At 66.6% G+C, this 25,977-nt stretch carries 17 protein-coding genes and 1 pseudogene; 3 read left to right on the forward strand and 15 right to left on the reverse strand.

The window, feature by feature from the left end; all coding sequences use genetic code 11:
• Nucleotides 1-285: 285 nt before the first annotated feature.
• From AB4Z00_RS23655 to AB4Z00_RS23695, 9 genes and pseudogenes are all read right to left on the reverse strand, one after another.
• On the reverse strand, nt 286-1,521 hold the full coding sequence (locus AB4Z00_RS23655; RefSeq protein ID WP_442047460.1) for a TolC family protein: 1,236 nt from the start codon (nt 1,519-1,521) through the stop codon (nt 286-288).
• A gap of 413 nt (nt 1,522-1,934) precedes the next feature.
• Nucleotides 1,935-11,786, reverse strand: coding sequence for an Ig-like domain-containing protein (locus AB4Z00_RS23660; RefSeq protein ID WP_442047461.1), 9,852 nt, complete (start codon nt 11,784-11,786; stop codon nt 1,935-1,937).
• A 54-nt stretch (nt 11,787-11,840) separates the two neighbouring features.
• Nucleotides 11,841-11,981 (reverse strand): annotated as a pseudogene (locus AB4Z00_RS23665) (hypothetical protein); the annotation flags it as partial.
• Nucleotides 11,917-13,119, reverse strand: coding sequence for an Ig-like domain-containing protein (locus AB4Z00_RS23670; protein ID WP_442047462.1), 1,203 nt, complete (start codon nt 13,117-13,119; stop codon nt 11,917-11,919). The gene AB4Z00_RS23670 and the pseudogene AB4Z00_RS23665, both read right to left, overlap by 65 nt.
• A 737-nt stretch (nt 13,120-13,856) precedes the next feature.
• A complete protein-coding gene (locus tag AB4Z00_RS23675) occupies nt 13,857-15,824 on the reverse strand; it encodes an OPT family oligopeptide transporter (RefSeq protein ID WP_132269333.1) in 1,968 nt (655 codons plus the stop codon).
• An 18-nt stretch (nt 15,825-15,842) separates the two neighbouring features.
• Nucleotides 15,843-17,000 (reverse strand): phosphatase PAP2 family protein, encoded by a 1,158-nt coding sequence (locus AB4Z00_RS23680; RefSeq protein ID WP_442047463.1) that lies wholly within the window; start codon nt 16,998-17,000, stop codon nt 15,843-15,845.
• 479 nt (nt 17,001-17,479) lie between these two features.
• A complete protein-coding gene (locus tag AB4Z00_RS23685; RefSeq protein ID WP_442047464.1) occupies nt 17,480-17,653 on the reverse strand; it encodes a hypothetical protein in 174 nt (57 codons plus the stop codon).
• 132 nt (nt 17,654-17,785) lie between these two features.
• The gene (locus AB4Z00_RS23690; RefSeq protein WP_442047465.1) at nt 17,786-18,517 is read right to left on the reverse strand and encodes a Crp/Fnr family transcriptional regulator; all 732 of its coding nucleotides are present in this window, start codon (nt 18,515-18,517) and stop codon (nt 17,786-17,788) included.
• Between the two features lie 116 nt (nt 18,518-18,633).
• The gene (locus tag AB4Z00_RS23695; protein ID WP_314468500.1) at nt 18,634-19,350 is read right to left on the reverse strand and encodes a Crp/Fnr family transcriptional regulator; all 717 of its coding nucleotides are present in this window, start codon (nt 19,348-19,350) and stop codon (nt 18,634-18,636) included.
• Between the two features lie 648 nt (nt 19,351-19,998).
• Between AB4Z00_RS23695 and AB4Z00_RS23700 the strand changes: the two genes are divergently transcribed.
• A complete protein-coding gene (locus tag AB4Z00_RS23700) occupies nt 19,999-20,358 on the forward strand; it encodes a hypothetical protein (RefSeq protein WP_442047466.1) in 360 nt (119 codons plus the stop codon).
• A 266-nt stretch (nt 20,359-20,624) separates the two neighbouring features.
• Nucleotides 20,625-20,924, forward strand: coding sequence for a hypothetical protein (locus AB4Z00_RS23705; RefSeq protein ID WP_442047467.1), 300 nt, complete (start codon nt 20,625-20,627; stop codon nt 20,922-20,924).
• Nucleotides 20,925-20,949: 25 nt separating this feature from the next.
• Here AB4Z00_RS23705 and AB4Z00_RS23710 read toward each other — a convergent pair whose 3' ends face one another.
• The 6 genes from AB4Z00_RS23710 to AB4Z00_RS23735 all read right to left on the reverse strand — a co-directional run bounded on the left by AB4Z00_RS23710 (nt 20,950) and on the right by AB4Z00_RS23735 (nt 24,481).
• On the reverse strand, nt 20,950-22,260 hold the full coding sequence (locus AB4Z00_RS23710) for a glycoside hydrolase family 28 protein (RefSeq protein WP_442047468.1): 1,311 nt from the start codon (nt 22,258-22,260) through the stop codon (nt 20,950-20,952).
• 90 nt (nt 22,261-22,350) lie between these two features.
• Entirely contained in the window at nt 22,351-22,869 is a 519-nt protein-coding gene (locus AB4Z00_RS23715) for a lipocalin family protein (protein WP_442047469.1), read from the reverse strand.
• A gap of 66 nt (nt 22,870-22,935) precedes the next feature.
• Nucleotides 22,936-23,199 carry a DksA/TraR family C4-type zinc finger protein gene (locus tag AB4Z00_RS23720; RefSeq protein WP_132269322.1) on the reverse strand — a complete coding sequence of 88 codons (264 nt, stop codon included), beginning with the start codon at nt 23,197-23,199 and terminating at the stop codon, nt 22,936-22,938.
• An 85-nt stretch (nt 23,200-23,284) separates the two neighbouring features.
• Nucleotides 23,285-23,734: a c-type cytochrome gene (locus tag AB4Z00_RS23725; RefSeq protein WP_442047470.1), complete on the reverse strand. Its 450-nt coding sequence runs from the start codon at nt 23,732-23,734 to the stop codon at nt 23,285-23,287.
• A gap of 5 nt (nt 23,735-23,739) precedes the next feature.
• Entirely contained in the window at nt 23,740-24,063 is a 324-nt protein-coding gene (locus AB4Z00_RS23730; RefSeq protein ID WP_442047471.1) for a hypothetical protein, read from the reverse strand.
• A complete protein-coding gene (locus AB4Z00_RS23735; RefSeq protein ID WP_132269318.1) occupies nt 24,053-24,481 on the reverse strand; it encodes a DUF983 domain-containing protein in 429 nt (142 codons plus the stop codon). Before AB4Z00_RS23735 ends, AB4Z00_RS23730 begins: the two co-directional genes overlap by 11 nt.
• A 68-nt stretch (nt 24,482-24,549) precedes the next feature.
• On the opposite strand from AB4Z00_RS23735, the gene AB4Z00_RS23740 reads away from it, so the two are divergent.
• Nucleotides 24,550-25,944 carry an aminotransferase-like domain-containing protein gene (locus AB4Z00_RS23740; protein WP_442047472.1) on the forward strand — a complete coding sequence of 465 codons (1,395 nt, stop codon included), beginning with the start codon at nt 24,550-24,552 and terminating at the stop codon, nt 25,942-25,944.
• Nucleotides 25,945-25,977 lie beyond the last annotated feature (33 nt).

Raw genomic sequence — 25,977 nt, forward strand, 5'->3', positions numbered from 1 at the left:
CACGCGCACGCCCAGCCCGTCCGGGCGTGAAGGATCGCCGTGCTCTGGTCGTTGAGTTCGACGATGGCCGGGAGCAGCAGTTGCGGCACGTCGTCAACGCGCATGTTCACGATCTGGAAGTCCAGCCCCGAGAGGCGCGCGGCGTGAACCAGGGTCTTCTCGGCGTCCAGGCCTTCGGACCAGTAGAGGCGTTTCGCCAGTTCCTGCGCGCCCACCGGCACGCCTTTCAGAGTGCCGAGGGCCGCGACGGCGGCGGTCCAGGGCGGCTGGACGATATCGGCGCTGTCAGCCATCGAAGTCTTCCTCCTCACGCAGGCGGGCAGGCAGGCCGAGCGAAGGCCGCAGGGTGCCGCTGACGTTTTCGAAACGGACGCGCGCTTCCATGATGTCGTATTGCGCAGCGATGCGCGAACTGGCTGCGCGGTAGATCTCAAGCTGGGTGTTCAGCAGTTCCGTAAGGGTGCGCTTGCCCAGCTTGTATTCCTCGAAGAAGATGCGGCTGGCGGTGACAGCCTGCTCTTCCTGGCGGGAATAGGCCGAGATGCGGGCCTGCCCGGCGCGGATTTGCTGGCGGGCCGAAAGCGCCTTGCCCCGTGCTTCCAGCACCGCGGAGTCGCGCGCCGCCTCGGCCCCGCGGCGATCTTCCTCTGCGGCCTCGATCAGGTAGTGGTTGCTGCGGCGATAGAGGTCTCCGGTAACGGTCACCATCCCCGCGAAGGAATTGTCGCGCGTGTTGTAGGTGTAGTTGTTGCGCGTGTAGCCGAGCTGGAGGCCCAGCCGGGGGTAGCGTTCGGCCTTGGCCTGGCCGATCTTCGAGGCGGCGGCATGTTCGGCCTGTTCCGTGGCCACCACCGCGGGCAGCTTGTCATAGTCCGGCTCGTCGTCGCCCGTCTCGAAGCGGGATATCTGTGCGGTCGGGTCCTCATAGCTCTGCGGAAGATCGCCGATGAGATTGAGCAGGCCGGACTGCGCGACGGCGAGCGAGGTTTCCGCCTGGATCGCCTCTCCCCGGGCGCTTTCCACCCGGACATCGGCGAGCATGAGGTCCGACTTGTCGGACACGCCGGCGTTGACCCGCAGGCCGATCAGGTGGCGCAGCCGTTCCAGCTCCTCCACTTGCTTGCGGGCCTCTACCGAAAGCAGTTCGAAGCGCTTGACCTCCAGGAAAGCCATGGCGCCCTGCTCCGCCAGTTGGTCCGCGACGGATTCCAATTCGTATCGGCGCTGACGCATGGTCGAGCGGGCGGCGCCGATCTCTCCCTTGGAGCGGCCGAAATCCCAGACCTGCTGCTGCAGATAGACGCTCGGCCCGGCCATGTTTTCGTTGAAACCGGAAGTGTTGCGGCCAGAAAGCATGTTCGGTCCGAGATTGGCCTGATAGGAAACCTGTGGCGTCCAGGCAGACTTGGCCGCGCCGAGATCGGCCCGCCCCCGCGCCAGGGCAGCGTTGGCGCGCGAAATCTCCGGGTGGCGCATCAAGGTGAGCACCACGGCATCGGAGAGATCGAGCCGGCCCGGCACCAACGGGGCATCGGACTGATCTTCGCCCGGCTGCCCGGAAGCTGCCTGACCGGAGCCGGGAGGCAAGCCTTGCGGCGGCGGTGGAACAGCTTGCGCCCAGCCAGCCCGGCCATCTTCCGGTAAGGCTGCGCCGCTCGCCGCAGGGACGGCGTTCGGCGCAGCACCGACACCGGGCGCCGCGGATTGCGGCGCCACGGTGCCTGGGGTCGCGGTGCCCGGTGGGAGAACTTCCTGCCTACCGATCGGCGGCAGTTCGCCCGAGGCGATTACGGCATGCGTATTATCCTGTTCCTGTGCGTGACATCGACTACCCACGATCCCCAGGACGGCGATTCCCACCGTTCCGGCGACCCTCCACTCCGTAAACGCCATGCTCCCCTTTCATGAACTGAGTTCGCTGGCCGTGCTTCCTGTCAGATGACGACCATCACCGGATGGTCGACGAAGATGTCGGTCGTACCCAGAGAGTAATGGTTGTAGGCCTCTCCATTGATGAGCGTCTGTCCCTGGAACACCGCGCCGGTCATCGTCACGCTGTCGTTCCCATCGCCGTTGATGGTGAGTTGATGACTGCTTTCGGTGGCACGAATGACTCCCGCTTCCGTTAGGTTTATCCGCCGCCCCGCATCGCCGATCCCGAGATTGATCACCTCGATATTCCGGATGTTGGTGGCCGTTCCCAAGTCCAGCACTTGTCCGGTGCCGCTGTCGATCAGAAGTGTATCCGTTCCGGTTCCACCGTCGATCAATGTGTCCGCGGAGTCGTAGACCAGGGTGTCGTTGCCGGCGCCGCCGTTGAGGGTATCGGCGCCGGGACCGCCGCGCAGGAAGTCGTTGCCGTTGCCGCCGTTCAGCACGTCGACGCCGGCGTGGCCGTAGAGACGGTCGTTCCCTGCGGTGCCGTTCAGGAGGTTGTTACCGCCGTCGCCCTCGATGAAGTTCGGCGAACCGCTGGCGTTCAGCAGACTGAGATCGAGCAGCGTCCCCGTGGACGAAGAGGCCGAAAGGTTGGTGGTGTCAGTGGCGGTAATGCTGACCGAATTGAGAAGGTCCACGCCCAGGGTCGAGACGTTCTGTTGGAAGTGCACGGTGTTGAGCAGTTCGTTGACGGCCAGGTTGTCGATCGCGCCGCCGCTGAGCGAGGTGATCGTCAGGGTGGAGGTCGGCGCGATGATGCCGAGCAGGCCGGCCGTATTGGAGACGGCGATCTGCAAGCCCAGTTCCGCAGCAAGGGCATTGGAGGCGGTCAGCGTGTAGGCGCCGAGACTGAGCGCCAGGAGCGGCGCGTAACGGACCTGGACGCTCCTCAAGTTGTTGTTCGGGTCGACCGCCATCAGCGACTGGGTGCTGAGGTCGATGAGGTTCAGCGCCTCGACCCCCACGAGGCCGAGCAGGGATGTGCCGGTGGCCTGGACGATCGGTGCCTGAGCCGGAATGGCGGCGATGCTGAGGTTCTGCGAGGCACTGTTGCCGACATTGCCCGCCGCGTCGACCACGCGGGCGATGATGCTGTGCGATCCGGTCGCCAAGGTTCCCGCGCCGTAGAACCAGGTCGATCCGGAGGAACTGGCGTTGATCCAGGTGCCGCCGTCGATCTGGACCTGCACTTGCTCACCCGCCCCCAATGCGGCGCTGAGCGTGCCGCCGATGGTGGGAGTGGTATCCTGCGTGCTCCAGTCGCCCTGAGTGCCGGTGTCGGTGGTCAGCGTCGTAATCGCGATGGTCTGGACCGGCGCGGCGGTGTCCACCGTCATGCCATAGGTATTGGACGCGGCGCTGGCATTGCCGGCGGGATCGACGGCCACGGCGGTGAAGCTGTGGGCGCCGTTGGCGATCGTGCCGGTCGGCGTGAAGCTCCAGGCTCCCAAACCGTTCGACGTGGTGCTGCCGATCAGGACATTGTTGTCGTAGACCAGGACCACGGTATTGATCGCGGCCGTGCCGTTCAGCTGCGGCGAGGCATCGTTGGAGATACCGCCGCTGGGGACCGTGCCCGTGACCGGGGCGACATCGTCGACGATGCTGGTGATCATCGGCGAGGGCGGCGCGGTCAGATCTACGGTGATGCCTAAGGCCGCCGAAGCGGTGCCGGGGTTGCCGGCGGCATCGGTGGCGAAGGCGGTGAAGGCATAATTGCCCTCGCCAAGGGCGGTCGGGGGCAGGAAGCTCCAGTTGCCGGTGGCATCGACCTGGGTGGTGCCGATCGCAGTGCCGTTGGCCAGGATCGTCAGGACCGAGCCCGCCTCGGCCGTGCCGCGCAGGAGCGGGATGGAGTCATTGGTAACACCGCCATTGGCAACGGCGCCCTGCACCGAGCCCACGTCGTCAGTGACGCTGGCGATGACCGGGGCGGCCGGGCCGGCCGTGTCCACCCTTACTGTATAGGCTGCGGACGCGGCGCCCTGGTTGCCGGTGGCATCGGTGGCGCGAACCGTGAAGCTGTGGTTGCCGTCTCCCAGGGTCGTGGTGGGTGCGAAGGTCCAGACCCCGTTGGTGTCTGCGGTTGTCGTGCCGATCTGGAGGCCGTTGTCGAACACCGCGATGCTGGTATTGGCCTCGGCCGTGCCCGTGAGTGTCGGCGTCGTATCGTTCGTGGCGCCGCCGCTGGCCACGATGCCAAGCTGCGGCGCGGTGTCGTCATTTGCCGAGACGATCACCGGCGCCACGGGCGGCGTGGTGTCCACGGTGAAGGCGTAAGCCGCGGACGTTCCGCTTACATTGCCCGCAGCGTCGCGTGCGGAGGCCGTGAAGCTGTGCGGGCCCTCCGATAGCGGCGAGAGCGGTGTGAAGGACCAGTCCCCCGATCCGTTCGCAACAACGGTCCCCAGCAGGACGCCGTTGTTGAAGATCGAGACGGTCGCGTTCCCTTCGGCGGTACCCGTGATCTGCGGGAGAGCGTCGTCGGTCAGGCCGCCATTGGCGATCGGTCCGGACACGCCGACATCGTCCGTCGCGCCGGTGATGGCGGGGGCTGCCGGGGCGGCGGTATCCACGGTCAGGTTGAAGGCCGCCGTGGGCCCGCTCTGGTTGCCGACGGCATCGGTGGCGGTCACCGTCAGGATATGACCGCCGGGATCGAGCGGCGTGGTGGGCGTGAACGTCCATGCGCCGGACCCATTGGCCGTGGTAGTGCCCAAGAGCACGCCGCGGTCCAGGATCGAGACGGTGGAGTTCGCCTCTGCAGTGCCGGTCAGGGTCGGTCGGGTATCGTCGGTCTGCGCGCCCGATACCAGGGCGGTCTGGATCGTGCCCACATCGTCAGTGACGGACGTGACTGCGGGCGGGTTCGGTGCAGCGGTATCGACGTTGACGGTGAAGGCGCTGGAGTTGGCGCTTGCCGTGCCGGCCGCATTGGTGGCGACGGCCGTGAGAACGTGCGCGCCGTCTTGCAACAGGCTGGTCTCGATCGACCAGGCCCCGTTGATGTCGCTGGTGGTCGTGCCTACGGCCACAGCGCCTTCGTAGAGCGTGATCGTCAGGTTCGCGCCGGCGCTGCCGGTGATCGTGGGCTGGCTGTCATCCGTGGCCCCGCCATTGCCGATGGGCCCGACTATATTGCCGACATTGTCGGCGCCGCCGGTAATGACCGGGGCGGCCGGCGTGGAGGTGACGATGGTCAGCGTGTAAGGCGCGGAAGCGCCGCTGACGTTGCCGAACGTATCCGCGGCCGTGACGGTGAAGCTGTGCGGCCCTTCTCCCAGGGCGGTCGGGGGAGTGAAGGTCCAGGCGCCGCCCGTCGCTACCGCAGTGCCGAGCAGCGTGGCGCCGTCGTAGACCGAGACGATGGCGTTCGCCTCTGCGATGCCCGAGAGCGTTGGCGTGGTGTCGTCCGTGCCGCCTCCGGTAGCGACGGGGCCCAGGACACCGCCGGCATTATCGTCCGCGCCGGTGATGGCGGGCACGGTGGGCGGCGTCGAATCGATGGACGCCGTGGTGCTGCCGGAGAGATTGCCCGCCACGTCCCGCGCGGCCACGGTCACCGCGGCGGAGTCGGGAATGGGCGTGCCCGGCGTGAAGGTCCAGTGTCCCGTCGCGTCCGCCTGAACGGTGGTCGATCCGCCCGGATAGGTGATGATAACGCTGGCGTTGGCTTCCGTCGTGCCGGTAAACACCGTGCCGTTGCCCGGATCGACCACTGGCGCCGGCGGCGGGGTGAGGTCGAGCGTGAAGGCGATGGCGTTACCGCTGATGCTCTCCACGCCATTGGCGGTCGCTGTGGCGGAAATGCTGTGAGGACCTGCGCCCAGAGGGGGGGTCGGCGAGAAGCTCCATGCGCCGTCCCCATCGCTATTGGTCGTGCCAAGTAAGGTCGTGCCGTCGTAGACGGAGATGAGCACGTTGGCACCGGCGGTGCCGGAGATCAGCGGCGAGATATCGTCGGTGACGCCGCCGTTGGTGATGGCCCCCACGACGAAGCCCGCATCATCGCTGATAGTGGAAAGGACAGGCGTGGCAGGCGGAGTCATGTCGACGCCCTGGTCGACCGTGCCGGTCCCGGGACCGGAATTGTTGCCTGCTGCATCTCTCGCAGTGGCAGTGAGAGTGGTTCCGTTGGCGGCCTGTATCGGCAGGGTCAGGCTCCATTGGCCGACGCTGTTGGCCGTAGTTTCGTAAGTACCGCCGCCGGAGACTGCGAGCGTAATCGTGGCGCCGATTTCGCTCGTGCCCATGACGGTGGTGCCGTCGCTGCCGGTGATGACAGGCGCACCGGGCGCAAGAGTATCGACGACGATCGCGAAGTCGTCCGAAGGCCCGCTTTGATTGCCCGCAGCATTGGCGGCCGAGACGGCGATCGTATGCGGCCCGTCATCGAGGCTGGGCGCGTTGAACGACCAGTCGCCGGTCCCGGTTGCGGTCATCGTGGCGACGCCGGTTCCATCGATGATCAAGGTGACGATGGCGCCCGGATCGGCCTTGCCGGATATGAGCGGCGTCGGGTCGTTGGTGGCGCCGCCGCCCAGGATGGCGCCAGGTGTCGGGCCATCGTCGGCAACCTGGACGATCGTGGGCACGCTCGGGTTTCCGGTCAGAACCGTGAAGACCAGCGCCGGACTTTCCGTGCCTGCATTTCCGGCAAGGTCGGTGGCGATATACGTGATGCTGTGAACGCCGTTGCCAAGCGCGACACCCGGCGTGAGGCTCCAATTGCCGTTGAGGTCGGCCTGGACGGTGCCGATCGGCTGTCCGGCGTCGAAGACCCGAACCGTCGCGTAGGCTTCGGTGGTTCCGGAGAACAGGGGAAGCGTATCGTCGGTCGTCGAATTGGGCGCGATCGCGCCCATGACGAGGCCCTGATCGTCTTGCGCAGCGATGGCGACAGTTGCGGCAGGCCCGGTCAGGTCGACGAATACCGTCGTGGCCGACGATCCGTTGCCCGCCGCGTCGATCGCGGTCACCGCGATCTGCGTGTTTTCGGCATTGCTGCCGGGAATGGCGTAAGTCCAGTTGCCGGATGCGTCGACGTTCGCCGTCGCGGGCGTCCCGCCGCCGATGACGATGCTCACCGTAGTGTTCGGCTCGGCCGTACCGCTGAGCGTTCCCGTGCCATTCGTGGGATTGACCAGGGGTGCCGCGGGGGGCGTGGCGTCCACGGTGAAGACGAAGGGCGCTGACTGCACGCTGCTGCTTCCGGCCGCGTTGGCGGCGCTGACGGTGATGCTCTGCGGACCGTCTCCGCCCGTTACGAGCACATATTGCCAGTCGCCGGTCGGCGAAGCCGTGGTGGTATCGATCGCAACGCCATTGGCGTAGATCGTGACCACCGCGTTGCCGTCCGCCCTGCCGATGAGGGTGGGCGTGGTATCGTTGGTAAGGCCCCCGCTCAGCACCGGCGTCGTGATGCCCGGCACATCGTCGTTGGCCTGGGTGATCGTCGGCACCGCGGGAACGGTGGTATCGATATTGATCTGGTAGCCGGCTGAAAAGCTGCTGGAGTTGCCGGCAGCATTGGTGGCGATGACCGTGAAGGTATGCTGGCCGCCGCCCAGCGTTCCAGCGGGGGTGAAGGACCAGTCGCCGCTGCCGTTCGCCACGGTGGTGCCCAACAGGCCCGCCACACTGTCATAGACGGCGACGGTCGCGTTGCCGCCCGCGGTTCCGACGATCGTCGGCAGCGCATCGTCGGTCGTGGCGCCCGGCGCCACCGTGCCGACGATCGTACCGACATCGTCCCGCACCGAAGTGATGACCGGCAGGACGACCGGGCTGACGTCCACGGTCACCGCATAGGCAGCCGAGGCCGGGCCGACATTGCCCAGCGGATCGGTAGCCGTGGCCGTGAAGGAATGCGGCGCCGAACCGAGCGGCGTCGTCAGCTGCAAGGACCAGGTGCCGGTGGCGCCGACCACGACAGTGCCGACCGGCGCGCCGAAATCGAAGAGGTTGATCGTCGAGCCCGGCTCACCCGCACCCGTCAGTTCGGGCAAAGTGTCGTCGGTGGTGCCGCCATTGGCGACATTGCCGGTCTGCGCGCCGACATTGTCCAGGATCTGGGTAATGCTCGGTGCCTGCGGCGGCGTGCGGTCGATCACCACGCTGTCCGTGCCCGAGGCATTGCCCGCCGTATCGACCGCCGTGACGATCACCGTCGTTCCGTTGTCCAGCCGGGTCGCAGGGGTATAGCTCCAGACCCCGTTGCCGTCGGCAAAGGTGGTGGCGTCGATCGTGCCGTCACCGTCGAGGTCCAGCAGGATCGTGGCGTCCGCTTCCGCCGTGCCGTTCAGGATCGCGCCCGCGCTGGGATCGATTTCGGGGGCGAGCGGCGCGCTGGTGTCCACTTCCAGCGTGAAGCCGCCGGACGCCAGGCTGGTATTGCCGACGGCATCGGTGGCCGTGGCGGTGAAGACATGCGGGCCTTCGGACAGCGCCGAAGTCGGCGTGAAGGTCCAGCCGCCAAGCCCATCCAGGGTCGCCAGGCCCAGGGGCGTGCCATTGTCGTAGACCGTTACGGTGCTGCCGATCGGCGCCGTGCCGCTCAGCACCGGCAACACGTCGTCGGTCACGTCGCCACTCGCCAGCGCGGCCGTGTAGCGTCCGACATCGTCGGCAGCGGATGTGATCGAGGGTGCGCCGGGAAGCGCAGTCGAGACCGTCAGCACGAAGTCCGGAGAGACGGCGCTGGGCACGCCGGCCTCATTGGTGACACTCGCGGTATAAGTATAGGTGCCCGGCGCAAGGGTGGCAGGCGTGAAGTTCCAGACGCCGAAGGCATCGGCCGTCACCGTGGTGACGAGAATGCCCCCCTCGAAGATGTCGACCTGGGCATTCGCATCGGCGGTTCCGGACAGGACCGGCAGGGTATCGTCGGTTGCCGCGCCGCTCGCCAACGCGCCCTGCACGGACCCTACGTTATCGAAGGCGGATGTGATCGCGGGTGTGGTGGGAACCACGCTGTCCACGGTCAGCGTGAAGGGCGCCGAGGGCGTGCCGGCATTGCCGGCAAGGTCCGTGGCGATGACGACGATGCTGTTGCTCCCCTCCGGCAGCGCCGCGCCGGGGATGAAGTTCCAGATGCCCGTCGTGCCGTCTGCCTGGGCCGTGCCCAGCAGCGTCCCGTTGCTGAAAATCGAAACCGTGGAGCCGGACTCCGCCGTTCCGGTAAACGCCGGCCGGGTATCGTCAGTGACGCTGCCCGATACCAGAGGATCGGTGATCGCCCCCACGCCGTCCGCCACCGACGTGATGACGGGCGCGTCCGGGCCCTGGTTGTCGACCACGACGGTGAACGTCGCCGGCAGGCTCTCGTTGCCCACCGCGTCCGTCGCCGTGATGGTGAGCGCGTGGCTCCCCTGCCCCAGCGGCACCAGCGGCGTCACCGACCAGGCACCGGAAGGACCGGCCTGCGCCGTGCCGATCACCGTCGTGCCTTCGTAGAGCGTGATGATGGCGTTGCCCTCGGCCGTGCCGCTGAAGGTGGGCTGGGCATCGTCGGTCGAGGCACCGTCCACAAGCGGATCGGTGTAGATTCCGACATCGTCGGCCACCGCGACGATCGTCGGCGCCAGCGGAGCGGTGGCGTCGACCGTTCCGATCGCCGGGCCGGAAGTGTTGCCGGCCGCATCCGTAGCGGTGGCGGAAATCGTGCCGCTGATCAGCGGCGCGAGCGGCGTATAGCTCCAGACGCCCGCGCCGTCGGCCTGGACCGAGGTATCGGCGGTGCCGTCGTTGTTGAGGTCCAGATTGATGGTAGCGTTGGCCTCGGCCGTGCCGGTGATGGCCTGCCCGTCCGAAGGATTGATGACCGGGGCGGCGGGGGCCGCGGTATCGACCGTCAGCGCGAAGGCAGGCGATGGCTGGCTCTCGTTGCCATTGGTGTCGGTTGTCGTCACCGTCAGGCTATGGGCGCCTTCGCCAAGCGGCGCGGTCGGTTCGAACTGCCAGTCCCCCAGCCCGTCCGCCGTGGTCGTGCCCAGCAGGATACCGTTGTCGTAGATCGTCACGGCCACATTGGCTTCGGCCGTACCGTTGAGAGTGGGCTGGGTGTCGTTGGTGGAGCCGCCGTTCGACAGCGACCCTTGCACGGGATCGGCATTATCCGTCACCACCGCCAGGACGGGAATGGGCGGCGGCGTGGTATCGATGCTGTCATCCACGGTGACAGTGGCAGGCGCAGTGGAATTGCCCGCGACGTCCACCGCCGTCACGCTGACGACCGTCCCGTCGGGCAGAGGCGCGGTGAAAGTGACGCTCCAGCTGCCGTCTGCCCCCGCGGTCACGGTCTGGTCGGCCGTGCCGTCGCCATTGGTGTCGACCAGCACGGTCGCGCCGATCTCGGTCGTACCCGTGAGCGTGAAGCCGTCCGTGGGGTTCACGACCAGCGACGCCGGAGGCGAAAGATCGACCACGACGCCGTAAGTCACCGAAGGGCCGCTGACATTGCCGGTGGCGTCGGTGGCGGTAACGGCAAACTCGTGCGGACCTTCGGCGAGAACGCCGGTGGTGAGCGTCCAGCTGCCGGATGGGTCGGCGATGAGCGTGCCGATCAGCGTGGTCCCGTCGTAAATCCGCACCGTGGAATCGGGCTCGGCCGTGCCGTTGATCGTCAGCGTGGCATCGTTGCTCACCGAACCGCGCGGGACGACGCCGATGACGCCCTGCACGTCGTCGACCACTTCCGTGATGCCCGGCGCGACCGGCACGCTGGCATCGACGATCACGGCGGCCGGCGGCGAGACATTGCCCGCGGCATCGATAGCCGTGACGGAGATCGTCACGCCATCGGGCACGGCGCTTCCGGGCACGTAAGTCCAGTTCCCGGCTCCGTCCGCCTGGACGTAGGCATCGGGAACGCCGTCCCCGGTCATGTCGATACCCACGCCCGCGCCGATCTCGGCGGTGCCGGAGATCATCGTGCCATCGGTGGGATTGACCGTGGGCGCTACGGGAGCATTCGTGTCGACAGTGAAGGCGAAGGGCGCGGACGCGGCACCCTGGTTGCCCAGGGCGTCCGTCGCGACGAAGGTCAGGCTATGCGGCCCCTCGCCCAACGCGACCAGCGGCGTGAACGTCCAGCTGCCGTTGGCGGCGACAGTGGCATTGCCGATCGGCGCGCCATTGTCGAACACCGCCACGGTCGAGCCCGGCTCGGTCGTACCGCCGAAAGTGGGCGCGGGATCGTTCGTGGCGGTATCGGGCAGCAACGGCGCAATGACCGGCGCCGTATTGTCGCTGCCGCCAGACACGACCGGGGCGGCGGGCGGCGTGGTATCGATGCCCGCGTCGACCGTCGCGTTCCCGGTGCCCGAGACATTGCCCGCAGCATCGGTGGCCGTGGCGCCGACCACGGTGCCGTCGCTCAGCGGGGCCGGCAGGGTGATGCTCCAGGTGCCGTCACCGGCAGCCGTCGTGGTCGCATCCGGCGTACCGTCGCCGTTGGTGTCGAGGCCGATGGTCGCGCCCGCTTCCGCCGTCCCGGAGATCGTGGTGCCGTCGGTGGGATTGAGCGCCGGAGCGGCCGGAACGATAGTGTCTACCGAGAATGCGGAAGGCGCCGAGGCCGGGCTCTGGTTGCCCGCTCCATCGGTGGCCACGAAAGTCAGGCTGTGCGGCCCCTCGCCCAGCGGCGCAGTCGGCGTGAAGCTCCAGGTGCCATCGGCGGCAACGGTTGCAGCGCCGATCGGCGTGCCGTTGTCGAGAACGGTGACGCTCGATCCCGGCTCCGTGGTGCCCTGGAACGTCGGCGTGGTGTCGTTGGTGGCGCCCCCGGCGGCGACGCCGTCGGTGACGACCGGGATCGGCGGCGGCACGTTGTCCACCCCATTCACCACCGTAGCGTTCGCCGGAGCGGAGGGATTGCCTGCCGCGTCAGTGGCCGTGGCGCTGACGACGGTGCCGTTGCCGAGCGGGGCCGGCAGCGTGATGCTCCAGGTGCCGTCTGCACCGGCCGTGGTGGTCGCGTCAGGCGTGCCATCGCCATTCGTATCGAGGCCGATCGYGGCGCCGGCCTCGGCCGTGCCGGAGATCGTGGTGCCGTCGGTCGGATAGCACCGGCGCAGCAGGCGCAGCCGTGTCCACGGTGAAGCCGAGCGCCGGCGTGGCGGCGCTGGGGTTGCCTGCCGGATCGGTGGCGGTGAACGTCAGGCTATGCGCGCCCTCGCCAAGCGGGGCGGCGGGCGTAAAGGTCCAGGTGCCGTCGGGGCCGACCGTCGCCGTGCCGATGGACGTGCCATTGTCGAAGACCGTTACGGTCGATCCGGCCTCCGCCGTGCCGGTGAATGTCGGCGTCGTATCATTGGTCGCGTCGCCCGGCGCGAGGCCGCCGGTGACGGCGGGCGCTGCGGGCGCGGCCGTGTCCACGGTGAAGCCGCGTGCCGGCGTGGCGGCGCTCTGGTTGCCGGCGGCGTCAGTGGCCGTGAAAGTCAGGCTATGGGCGCCTTCGCCGAGCGGCGTGCCGGGCGTGAAAGTCCAGGTACCGTTGGCTGCGGCGGTGGCTGTGCCGATGCGTGTGCCGTTGTCGAAGACGGTTACCGTCGAGCCGGCTTCCGCCGTGCCGCTGAAGGTGGGTGTCGTATCGTTGGTGGCACCGCCCGACTGGAGGCCGCTGGAAACGACCGGCACCGCAGGCGCCGTGGTGTCGCTGGGCGGGTTACCGACATTTCCGCCGCCGCCACCGCCACCGCCGCCGCCGGCAGCCGCAGCGACACCGCCGCCAACGGCCAGCGCGCCCAGACCGATCAGGAGGCCGTTGCTGATTCCGCCGCTCGCCGCCGCGCCGGCGGCACCGGCCGTGCTGGCGGCGGCACTGTCGAGCGGGGTCAGGTTGTAGTTGACCGCCTCGGTGGAAACATCGCCCGGCGCCACGCAGGACACCTCGCTCAAGTTCACCAGCCATTGCGATCCGTTGGAGGGATCGTCGAGCGTCAATTGCCCGAGGTCTTCCGGCGAGCAGCCGAAGTAGCCCTCAAGACGAATGATCGATCCATCCGCGAACTTCAGGACGAGGTCGTCGCCCTCGCGGACCATGGATGCGACGGAATTGGGCGGGGCGTCGATCTTGACGTTGGAATCGAGGGGGATCGGGATGCGGGTTTCGCCGGCTCGGGCGACGGCATTGGTTGTTGCCTTGGTGGCGCGATTCACGATCTCGACCCGCTTGTCCATCTCGGTCCTCCCAGCATTGAAGTATCGCCTAGCGCGATACAGCCGTTCGTTGCGCGAAGATGGCCCGCGTCTGCGGACGAACCGAAGAGATCGCCTTGGTTAGTTTTATCAACTAACCAATCTCTGTTTTATTCACCGTGACCTAGGGCGCCACGGCAACAGGATTTTTACGCCCCTCCAACTCATCAATACGTCAGCGGCCCAGTCCCCATCAGGTTTTTAACTTAGGCGATGTCACCTAGTTACGGCCTGCAACGTCGATTTCCAGCCGAAGTTTCCCGAGCGAAGTAAGCGATTTGTCACAGAGACTGCGCGATTGGACACGGGAAGGCAAAACACGGCCAGATCGACGCGCGCATGAGCAGCGACGCGAAGTCTGCCGATCTCGTCTTGGGGCAACGGAATCCGCTATTTCTCAATGATTAGACGGCATCTTCAAAGAAGAGCACGAAGTTCTCAACGAGACGCATTTACATTCATTACGGCTCTATTTTTCAGGCCGAAATGGTTTTTGTTTCCGTCACTTGCAGGGGTTCCGGTGGCGCCTCGAAAGAACGATCGAGAGGCGGGCGAAGGCCTCGGCGACCGAAATGGAGAGCTGATCCGCAGCACGCAGATCACGCGGCGCGCGTAGAGGGCGCCGGCGCGGTCGCTGTCTCGACAAGGACAGCCTTTGACTAACGGACAGTGGATTTGCCGGTTCCCGATGCCGCAGATCGCGGCACCGGGCAGCGCCTTCAGTCCGAAGTCACCAGCTTGCGGGTCCGGCGATAGAGCGCATGAACCAGGACGAAGAACAGCAGCGTGCCACCGACGAGCGCCGGTCCGGCGAAGCCGTCGCCTACCAGGGCCAAAGGCGCGTCGCTGCCCGAAGCCGCAACGATCCCGGCGAAACCGACGCCCCAGAGGCTTTCGCCCACGATCAGGCCCGTCGCCGTGAGCACGCCCATGCGCTCGGCGAATTCGGGATCGCGCTGCTTCCCGGCCCAGCGGTCGTAGAAGAAGCCCAGCACCGATCCGATCACGGTCGGCAGGATCACGCTCATCGGCAGGTAGATGCCGATACCGACGCCGAGCGGCGGCAGGCGCAGGCGGCCCATCGCGCCCAGCACTTCGTCGATCACGATGAAGGCCACGCCGGCAGCAGCACCCCAACCGATCATCGTCCAGTTGAGATTGCCGCCGAGCACGCCTTTGGCCAGGGTCGAGATCAGTGCCGCCTGCGGGGCGGGCAGCGCGTTCGGGCCGGCATTGGCCGCGCCCGCAAAGCCGAAGGCGGTGTTCAGCAGGTCCAGCACCGGCGGGATCACCAGCGACCCGAACACGACGCCGATCACCAGAGCGACCTGCTGCTTCCACGGCGTCGCGCCGATCAGCTGCCCGGTCTTGAGGTCCTGGAGATTGTCGTTCGAGATCGTCGCCACGCCGAAGACGATGCCGGTGACGATCAGGGCATAGGCCACCAGCGCCTCGGTGGTTCCGGTCGGTTGGTCACGGCCGAACAGGCCCACCAGCATGAGCGAGGCCGCCACCACCGAGAGGATGCCGATGCCCGAAACGGGCGAGTTGGACGCACCGATCAGGCCCGCCATATAACCGCAGACCGCCGCGATCAGCAGGCCGATCACCAGAATGAAGGCCAGCGCGCCGGAAATCAGCAGCATTTCGGAGCCTGCCAGCGGTCCGCTGCCGATGACGCTCCACAGCAGCACCGCGATGGGCACCAGCATGGCGAGCGTGCCGATGAAGACGATGGAGATCGGCAGATCCTGCTCCTCCACCGCCAGCTTCTCGCCCGCCTGGCGCGCACGGCTGGCGGCAAGGGCGGAACGGACGCCGCCGATCACCGGTCCGGCGATGCGCAGCAAGGTCCAGACGGCAGCCACGCCGATCACGCCGGCGCCGAAGAAGCGGACGTTTTCGGAGAATACGGTGGAAGCCCAGACTTCCGCCCCGCCCGGCAGTGGGTTCTGCGCGGTCAGGATCGGCAGGAGCACCCACCAGCCCACCACGAGGCCGAGGAACATGGCCATGCCGACCGAAATACCCACGAGGTGCCCCACGCCCATCAGGGCGAAGGAGAGGCCGCCGGAAATGCCGGTCGCACCGGGCCCGGCGCGGAACCAGACCGAGGCTTCCGCCACGGCAAGGCGCGTCTGGGTGAGGATCGCGAAGCCGGCGGACGCCAGCGCATTCCACAGGAGGACGGAGAGACCCTTGGCGCTCTCCTCGGCACCTTCGCGCGATTCGGAGCCGACGCGCAGCACTTCGGCGGCGGCGTGGCCTTCGGGATAGGGCAGCGGCGTATCCAGCACCAGCGCACGGCGCAGCGGTACGGAGAACAACACGCCGAGAATGCCGCCCGTCCCGGTGATCGCGGCGGTGGTCCAATAAGGGAAGCCCTGCCACCAGCCGATCATGACCAGCCCCGGCAACACGAAGATGATGGCCGCCAGCGTCCCGGCCGCACTGGCGACGGTCTGGACGATGTTGTTTTCGAAGATCGTCGAGTCCTTGAACCCGCGCAGGATCGCCATCGAGATCACGGCTGCCGGGATCGAGGTGGCGAAAGTCAGGCCAACCTTGAGGCCCAGATAGACGTTCGCCGCCGTGAAGAGCAGCGTGATCACGCCGCCGAGCAGCACCCCGCGCAGGGTCAGTTCAAGCGGCGATCCCGCGCGCGTGCTGCCAGTCTGGTTCGCCATGTTGTCCCGTTCAGCCGATCATGGGGCCCACCCGCCTTCTGCCTGGCGAGAAGGAGGCCCGATATGGAATTCTCTGCGATCTTCGGAAGTCGAAGCGGCACGCTCGCTGCCATATTGTCGCGCAGCCGTCCAGCGCGAGCCGCGAACAGCGCCCGCTTTCAGGCGTCGCACGTGCCATTCGAGCAGCAAAAGCGCGGTTACCGCCACCGCCGCGCCCAGGATCATGTCGATCAGATAATGCGTGCCTTCCACCGGCGTGGACAGGAGCATCGCCCCATTCAGGGCGATCACCGGCCAGCGCAGCCCCGGAATCCGCCAGGCCGCGACGATGTAGAGCACGGCCGCGGCAGTGTGGAAACTCGGCGCCGAAACGATGCCCCGCAGATGCGCCAGGTCCACCACATGGACGCCGTGTGCCCGCAGCGCCGGGATCAGGCCGGGCTGCCAAAGCTCGCTCTCCGGCATGTAGACGATCGGCTGGTGCCACAAATGCGAGAACGGCCCCAGCGCCGGCATCAGGCTGAACACGCCCAGGGTGATGACCGCCGCCAGCCAGAAACCGGCCAGGAAGCGATAGGCCGCCTCGCGCTGTCCGGACTTTGCCGCCGACCACAGCAGCAGCGCGGGCGTGATATAGATGCTGCGATAGGCGGTCGTCCCCAGCACCTGGAGCCAGGGATGCGCGACGACCTGGCGATAGAGCGCGAGCCAGTCGAACCCCAGCGCCTCGTCGATCCGCTGCAGGGCGTCATCGGCATAACCATGCGTGAGCGCGGCGACCGGATAGCTGGCGGCCGCCCCCATCAGCGAGATCGCGGCGAACAGCGCCGCATATTCACTGAACGCCGCACCGGCCTGCGCATGGCGCCACCGCATCCGGGGAAGGAAATGGCGGCATGCCAGCGCCAGGGCGCCCGCGAGATAGAAGGGCAGGTTACCCGCACGCCAGGGGTCGATCCGCAGCCCGGCCCGGTGCAGCAGCATCCCCAGAGCCACCAGGCTGAGCGTGAGGCCGACCATGAGATGGCGGCGAAGCACATCGCCCTGGCCCGATGCCGTCAGGCGCGTGGCCGGACGGACTGCCGAACGCTCCGGCAGCCTCGCCTCCACGGCGCGCGCCTCCGCTCCGTCGAGTACGGAGGGCGGCACGGGCAGAAGCGGCTGCATCAGGGTCATTGCGGTTATCCAGGGGCGCGAAGCCCACGTTTCGAAAGGATCGCGTCCAGCCCGAATTCTCCTTAAGCGGGGCTTAACTGCTATCCGGGCGGCAGATTAACTCTTCGTCATGTTCGGTTTTCCGCGAAAGGGCGGAACCTCTTCGCGACAGGGGTGTTGAGATCGGGACTGCTCAAAGAGGCAGAGACCCCGAGGGCCCAATCCCCACCCCCGACCGGGCCCCGTCACTCCATCAAGGCCGCCCCCATGCACGGTGGGCGGCCTTTCCATGTCCGGCGTGAACGGCAAGACGGGCTTTTCCGGCGATCTGGGCGGTGGGTTATGGCCGCCGCCCGCTTGTTGTCGGCGCAAACCCGCTCTAGAGGCCGCGCCCGGTCCTCGCCTCTAAACAACGATGGACCGGGGGGCGGTGGCGCGCTGCGTTGCCGCCCCCTCCTGCTCGCCATCGTCCGCGGACCATGCGAAGAATACCGCGAATGTCAGAAAGAACCCGCGCCTTCGCCTTCATGGTCGGGATCGATCCGGGAGCGCAGCCGGTCGAGCAGATCGGGCACCAGATCGCGAAGATGGATCAGGTCGAGGCGCGACCCCACCCGCGATGCGGCAAGATCGTAAAGCCGCTGGGCATGGTCGATCAGTTCGTCGTCGGTCATCGCAGGCGCATCCTCTGTTCGGCCATCCGCGCAAGCCGCTAGTCTTCCGCCGATGCCTGCACAAGCAGGCGCCCCGCACTATCCCCTTTCACGTCGATGGATCCTGCCGCCTCGACTTGCGGCGGCGGGCGCTCAGACCCGAACGTCGAGCATCAGGTAGCCCGGATCGAAACTGCCGCGACCGGCCAGGGCTTCCCAGTTCTCCACGCGCACCCGCCCCTGCTCGAAGAGAAGGCCGCATTCCTGGCGCAAGGCGGAGACCGTGCGATTGACGTGAACGGTGGTGAGGCCCAGCGCATCGGCCATCTGGGCCTGGGTGATCGGCAGGGCGAAAGCGTCCCGCGCGTCCAGCCCGTGCGCTTCCATCCGCATGCCCATCTCGCAGATCAGGTGCGCCGTGCGGGTGACGGCATCGGCCCGGCCGAGATTGGCCGTCCATTTCGCCAGGATGGAGGCATCCGTCACGGTGTCGCGCCAGAACGCCCTGGCAATCGCGGGACGGGAATCCGCAAGCCTGCGCAGGTCGCCGTGCGGAATGTGCAGCACGACCGAGGGCACCAGCGCCTGGATGCCCCAGGCCGGGAGCGGCATCGGCACCGAATGCAGATCGGCCATGTCGCCCGGGATGTGCAGCGCCGTGATCTGCCGCTTGCCGTCCGCCATCTGGTCGAACCGGGCCAGCAGGCCGTCCACCAGCAGGATCGCATGGTTCACGCCGTGGCCCGGAAGAACCAGATCCTGCCCGCGCGAGGCATGGACGCGGCGGCCGCCAAGCTGCTGCATCGCTTCCACTTCCTCGGCGGAAACCACGCTTCTCAGCTGGATACGCCTTACGAACAGAGCGACGGCATCATGACTGTGCACAGGCGTTCTCCCCGTCTGCAGGTGCGCAAATTCCATGCGGGCACAATGGATCAGCCGGCCGTAAGTTGCGTGAGATCTGCTTCCGGCCATCTCGAGCGCGCGCGGCAAGGGCAGCCTCAGGATTCGTGGCCCATGATCTCGGCGTAGCGAGCCTCCGCGACGCCGTAGAACGGCCCGCAATACTTCACCAGGCCTGCGCGGTCGCGGATATGCACCAATCCGCGCTGCGCCCTGATCCAGCGCTCGGCCTCGAGGTTGTGGATGGCGTGGGTTATGCTAGCCCGGCGAACGCCGAGGATGATCGACATCGCCTCATGCGTGAGCGCAAGATCGTCGTTGCCGATGCGGTCGTGGTACATCAGCAGCTTGCGCGCCAGGCGTTGCTGCACCGTGGCCCGCACGCCGGCGCTGGCGGCAAGGCTGATCTGCACGATCTGCGTCTGGATGTAACGCAGGAGGTAGCGCAGCAGCGACGGACTCGTTTCCAGCAAGGTCTGGAATTCCCCGCGATCCAGCGAAAGCGCCTCTCCTTCGATCTGGACGCAGCTGTCACGCTGCGGAAGCAGGGTGCAGATCGCACTCGCGCCGACGATACCCTCGCAGCCGACCACGCCGACTTCCAGCGGTATGGGAATGTCGCTGGTCTCCAGGTTGGAAACCACGCCCGATTCGATGAAGTAGACCTTTTCCTGAAGTTCGCCGCGTCGCTCCAGATACTGCCGGGTGGCAAGCCACTCCCGGCGCAGCAGCGATTCGACGCGCCCGCGGTCGTCTTTCGACATGCCCAGCAACAACTTGTTGCAGGTCTTTCCCGTCTTCAATCCGCCTGTCATCGGCAGAGCCCTCCCCCTGGCCGGACCGACCAAGAGATATTCCATTTTATCAGGAAAATACAACGATCGATGCGCGCCAAGGTTCCTTGAGATGCGGCTTTCCCGACGCGCCAGGCAAGTATCTGCAAAAGCACCGTATTTTTACATATACTCATTTTCGATCAGTAGAGTTACCCTTTCGGGCTACCCCAAACCACTGTACGCGGCCGTACAAAGTTTTCCTCTTTTTAAAACCGAGTGCGAACTGTAGATAAGCCCTCGCAAGAACGCCAAACGGCATACAATAATAATAAGTATACGATTATCGCCGAATGCACCGGCAAAGCGCCAGGGAATGCGCGTCCGGTCTTGCTGACTTATTGCGAGGAGGAACTGGATCGTCATGAGCATCGGCTCGAGGAGAGGGCGGACGAACCTGCGCGGATCGTCGTATGTCGCGGCACCGGCGCACCGGTCATGGTCACGCTCGGAMAAGGATGGGCGTCCTTCGCTCACGCCTTCGGAATCGGCTGCCCTGCAGCAGCGGCTCTGGGCCCTGCTGGACGGAGACTAAGGGCGCTTGGGGGCCTCGCGTTTCCGCTGGAGGCCCCGAGCACGGACGTGATGCATTCGCGACTTCGAAAGCAGCTATTGGACAGAGGATGAAGCATGATTGAGTTCGCAGGTTTCGAACAAGGCATCGATCGCGCCAGGTCCATGAGCGAGCACCTCGCCTCGACCACGCGGATCGCCGCGGAACAGATGTTCGAAAACGGCCAGGAAATTCAGGCGCAGATCGTGGCCCAGGTCTCGACGGCACGCGAACGGCTGCTGACCTGCCTGGACGGCATGGCAAAGGCCGGCGATCCGGCCAGTGCATCGCAAGTCGGGGTGTCGTTCATCACCGATTCCGTGCGCGCTTATACCGAGAACATGGCGCAATGGAGCGACCTGGTCCTGCGCAGCTGTCACCGCGGCCTCGATGCCGCCCAGCCGATCGCGGGCGAGCGAACCGTTCCCGCCGCATAACCGTCAGGCCCCGGCCTCTCCGGGACCGATCCATCGAAATTCAAAGTGCGACCCTGACTGGGCCTCGCGCGCTGGTGCGTGCGGGGCCTCATTGTCGTGCCGAAGCGGCGCAAGCCCTGCGCGTTTCACGCCTTCACCCTACCCGGCGCGGCTATCGGCAATCGTTGTCAACGGTTCGTCGCAATCGCGCGACCGGGTTGGCTAACCCGATCCTATGAATAGTTCGAGCGCATCGCGGCGCCATCGAGGAAAAGGGTTCAGGGTTCGTGGAATTGTTCGGTCTTCCGCCATATGAAGGCATTGCAACGCTGGTGTTTCTGGCGCCTCCCGTGGAACTGGCGTTCCGTTCGCACCGCAACGCGAAACCCGCTTCGGTGGAATGGCTGACCCGTCAATTCGACCGTATCGCCGACGAGACCCTGCGCGCCCGTACCGCCCAGGAACTGCGCAAGCTGGTTCGCGCCACCAAGGACATCCGCCGCGCCGATTTCACCACCGCTCTCGAACGCGCCCGCGCTGCGCTGCAGTCTCCGGCCAGCGAAGAGGCAGCGCACGCCGTCAATTGACGGGACTGCCCTCGCCGGCGCGATCCTACCCCTGAGCGGCAGGCGCCTTGCGCACTTTCCCGTTTATCATGACGTGATCGAACACGATGTCCTCCACGCCCTGCCCGTGGAGTTCCCCGTCGGCCAGTTGCAGAGCGAAGTTCTTCAGCAGCACGTCGCGGATTTCCGTCTGCCCCGGATTGGGCCTGATCGTGCCGAGCGCGCCGAACCGGCCGCTGATGCCGGAAAACTCCAGCCCGCGCACCCATGACATCGGCGGAGCCATGCCCTTGAGGTCGGTATACTGGCTCCAGGGCTCCACCGCCATGACCGTGCCTTCGGCATGATCCAGGCGGATGTTGCGGAAGCGGATATCCTCGTAACGCTGCGGCGTGTCGGCGCGCAGCTTGAGGCGCGCCAGCACCATCCTGCCGGTCACGCGGCAGTTCTCCATCACGACATCGCGCACGACCGTGGCCTCGCTGCCGCAGGCCAGGGCGTGATGGCCGCGCCGGAAGTGGCAGTTGCGCACGCGCAGCCCCTCCACCGGGGGACTGTCCCTGTCTTCCAGGGCATGCGGCCCCTTCGATCCCTTGGCGGCGATGCAATCGTCCGTCACCGAGAACGTGCAGCCGTCCACCGTCACTTGCCGGCAACTGTCGACATCGATGCCGTCGGTACTGGGCGCCTGGGCATAGTCGTCCGGCACTTCGAAGCGCGCATAGCGCACCAGCACGTCCTCGCAGCGATAGAGGTGCAGGTTCCAGAACTGGGAATCCTTGAAGGTCACGCCTTCGACAAGGACGTTCTTCGAATTCTCGATCAGGGCCAGGCGCGCGCGCGGCAGGCCGAGGTTCGGGAACTCGTCGGGAACGGGCGCGGCATTGCGCAGCTTCCAGAAGCGGTCCCAGACCGGGCGTCCCGCACCGTCCAGCGTGCCGCTGCCGGTGATGCGCAGCCCGTGGCAGCCATCCGCATTGATGAGCGCCGGGGTAAAGCTGGGCTCGAAATGCCCCTCGATGCGGGTGCGGCGCGGCGGGAAATTTTCCATCCGCGTGGTACAGCGCAGCACCGCTCCTTCGGCGAGATGAAGGTGGACTCTCGGCTTGAGAAATAGCGCGCCGCTGACGAAAACGCCCTTCGGCACCACCACCGTCCCGCCACCCCGTTTGGCGAGACTGTCTATCGCCGCCTGGATGGCGCGGGTGTTGATGGTGACGCCATCCGCCTTTGCACCGAAGCTTACGATCGACACCGCAATGTCCGGCTCCGCCCCCGCCCCGCCGGCCTGCGCCAGAAGCGGCAGCGCCATCACGGATAATGCGAAAGTACGGCGATCGCAGTGGCTGCTGGACATTTATGCTCCCGGTTCGGGTCGAAAATCGATCCCATATGGTGTTATCTTATTCCACCATACATGACCGCAAGCCCAAGGGAAGCCTCTGCATCAGTCGGTGAAGGCCGCCTCCGGCACGGCATATCCGCTCTGAACCGGCGTGATCAGCCCGGACAAGTCGAAGCCCTCGCGCTCGGCCGCTCCCAGGAAGTCCGCCGTCACGTCCGGCGCAAGATCGGCGGTGCGGGACAGGAGCCAGAGGTTGTCGCGATCGGGCGTGCCGACCAGCGCCACCGTATAGTCCGAGGATATCCGCAGCACCCAGTAGTCGCCCTTGGTGAAGGGGATCCAGCGCAGGAACTGGGGCAGGAAGCTGACTTTCAGGCGCGCATTGCTGCCGTCGATCGGGAAGGCCTGCCCGATCGATCGGTCCGGATTCCCTTCCTTGTCGATGCAGCGGTTTTCCACCCGGACGCTACCGTCGGGGTTGCGGGAATAAGTGGCGGTAATGTCCCGGGCTTGCGCATCCTCCCACTTGAGAGGCAAGCGGCAGATTTCGAACCATGTTCCGAGGTAGCGATCGATATCGAGCGCAGGAACGGTAGAGACTTCGCTGTCGTGGTCGGCCATGGGCTACTCCGTTTTGCGAGGAAACGAAGTGGTGCGCCGAGTTGTTCCGGCTCGCCGGAGCCGTGCTCAGCGCAATTGGCTGTCCTTGCTGCCGCGCCGGTTGATGCCGGAGAAATCCGGCCGCTTGTCGCGCTGGGACTGGCAGGAAACGCATGTCCGCGCGCCGGGGAGTGCACGGCGGCGGGCGGGGGGAATGGTCTCTCCGCAGACCTCGCAATCCTCCAGCCCCTCACCCTGCGGCAATCTTGCCCGGGCGATGGAGACGGCGTCCTTGAGGCTGTCGTCGATCTGGTCCTGAACGGCGCCGTCGGGCGCCCAACCGTTGGCCATGTGACTTTCCTTGCATCCGCCCTTCCGCCCGGTAGCGATATGGGGACGCCGGCCGGCGATTGCATCGGCTTTTCGGGAAACTGCTCTAGCTCTGGGGCTTCTGGCTGCGCAGGTAGGTGATCAGGTCCGCGCGGTCGAGCGGGTCCGGCACGCCGGGGAACTGCATCGTCGTGCCCGGAATCATGGCGGAAGGCCCGGCGATCCAGGTGTCGAGCGTCTTCGCGTCCCAGGTTCCGCCCGCGCGGGTAAGCGCGGCGGTGTAACCGTAGCGCGTGCTGTTGGTGCCGAAACGCTTGCCGAATACGCCGAAAAGGTTGGGCCCGCCGCGGTCCATCGCGCCCTCGATCACGCTATGGCAGGCCGCGCATTGACGGAACTTGCGCGCGCCGGAATCGGCGTCGGCCACTGTCATGAGGCGTTCGAACGAGGGATCGGGTCCGGCCACGCGCAAGCGCTCCTCGCGCCGGTCGTCCCCGCAGCCTGACACGAGGGCGGCAGCTGCCAGCAGGACCGGCAGGGCTCTTTGCCATGTCATCGCCGTCAGTCGCGGTGGAAGAACGGCGGCCGGCCGCCCAGCACATTGCGCGCCATCTGGCCGCTGTCGTGCAAGGCCAGCGCACCGCCCGGCGTCGCCTCGTCCCAGAAACCGGGATCGGCATATTGGCCCAGCGCTTCCTCATATCGCCGCAGGACATCGGCCTGCACCGAGAGCATCTCGACCGCGGCGCGAACCTCGGGAAAATCGTCCCCCTCGCCCGCGCGCACCATATGCGAGAGATCGGCTCGTCCCGCCGCCTCCAGATATCCCGACACGAAACTGCGCGCCATCCCGATCACGGCGTGGCCGTAGCGGTCAGGCATCATGCTTTTCCGCCCTTGCGTTCAGGTCGGCCCAAAGCTTCTCGGTCCCGGCTTCCTGCGCCTTGTTCACGTATTGCGAGGCGACCAGCCAGCCCTTGATATATTGCAGCGGCACGATGCATCCGATCCCCAGCAGCGGGAACGAGGTCAGCAGATGGACCCAGAACGGCGGCTCGAACGCGACTTGCAGCCAGACGGCGAAGAACGTCAGAGGAAAGGCGACGATGCAGAGCGAGAAGAACGCCGGGCCGTCGTCGGGCGCTGCAAAGCCGTAGTCCAACCCGCATTGGGGACAGGTATCCTGCAACTTCAGCCACTTGCGGAACATCGCGCCTTTTCCGCAGCGCGGACACAAGCCCTTCAGCCCGCAATGGAAGATCCAGCGTCCCTTGCTGGGCGGCAATGTATCCGGCTGCGTCATGGTCCGATCCGAAAAATGTCCCTGGAGTCGATATTGCATCATATGGGTTTTGTATGCATACAAAGTCAATGCAAATCACATCGCAAAAATGGCTGCCGGAGATCGACCCGGCCCTCGGGCCTGTCTACCTGGCAATCTGCGCGGCCATCGGGCGCGATCTGGAGCAAGGAAAGCTCGCCCCCGGCGACCGTCTTCCCCCGCAGCGCGAATTGGCGGAAGCGCTCGGCATCGACACTGGAACGGTCACCCGCGCCTATGCCGAAGCGCGGCGGCAGGGGCTGATCGATGCCGAAGGTCGCCGCGGCAGCTTCGTGCGCAATCGGCCTGCAGGCGGTATTTCCAGCGAAGTTGCGCCTTTCGATACCGGGATGAACCTGCCCCCGGTCCCCGCTGCCGGCACTTTCGCGCGGCGCTTCGCGCAGGGCCTGCAGCAGGTGCTGGACGGACCGGCTGCCGCCAACCGTCTCCAGTATCAGCCCGCAGGCGGCGCGCCCGAGGACCGGGTGGCCGGAGCGCTGTGGCTCGGTGCATCGGGGATCGAGGCGAACGAGGACAATGTGGTGGTCACCAGCGGCGCGCAGACGGCGCTCCATGCCGTGGCCAGCGCCATCCTCCAGCCGGGCGACGCGTTATGCACCGGCGCTTTCGTCTATCCGGGCTGGACCGCGATCTGCCGCAGGCTGGGCATGGCCATCGTGCCCCTGACCGGCGACGAAGAGGGTATCGACCCTGACGCGTTCGAACGGGCCTGCACCGCCCAGCCGATCCGCGCGCTCTATCTCGTGCCCGAGAACGACAACCCCACGACCGGCACGCTCAGCCGGCAGCGGCGCGAGCGGATCGTGGAGATCGCGCGCCGCCACGACGTTCTCCTCATCGAGGACGATCCCTACTCGCGCCTGGACAGGACCGATGTCCCCGCCCTTGCCGCGCTGGCGCCGGAGCGGACCTGGCATGTCGCCAGCCTCTCCAAGCTGATTTCGCCCGCGCTGCGGGTGGCCTACCTGCGCGCGCCGCTGCTGCGCGACGCCATGCGCCTTGCCACGGATACGCACGAGACCACGATCATGCCGCCGCCGCTCAATATGGCCGTGTGCACGCAGTGGCTGGTCGACGGCACCTGGGCCGCCCTCGTCGGCGAAGTGCGCGAGGAATGCCTGGCCCGGCAGGCCATCGTCGCTTCCACCCTGCCTTCAGGCGCCTACCGCACCGCGCCTGCGGGCTATCATCTCTGGATCCCTTTGGAGGGAGAGACCCGCGCTCACGAACTGGTGAGCGCGATGCGCCCACTCGGCATCTCCGCAGTCTCCAGCGAGCACTTCCGCGTCGATCCGGCGTGCCAGCGCCATGCCGTGCGACTCTCGATCGGCGGCAGCGTGGACCACCCGCGCCTCCACCGCGCGCTCGAAACGGTAGACGCCCTGCTTCACCACCGCGACGGTCGGGCCAGCCCGATGGTCTGACGCCTTGCGACAGATGTCGCAGATCGCAACGCG

The sequence above is a fragment of the Novosphingobium sp. YAF33 genome, from assembly GCF_052113265.1.
GTDB lineage: Bacteria > Pseudomonadota > Alphaproteobacteria > Sphingomonadales > Sphingomonadaceae > Novosphingobium.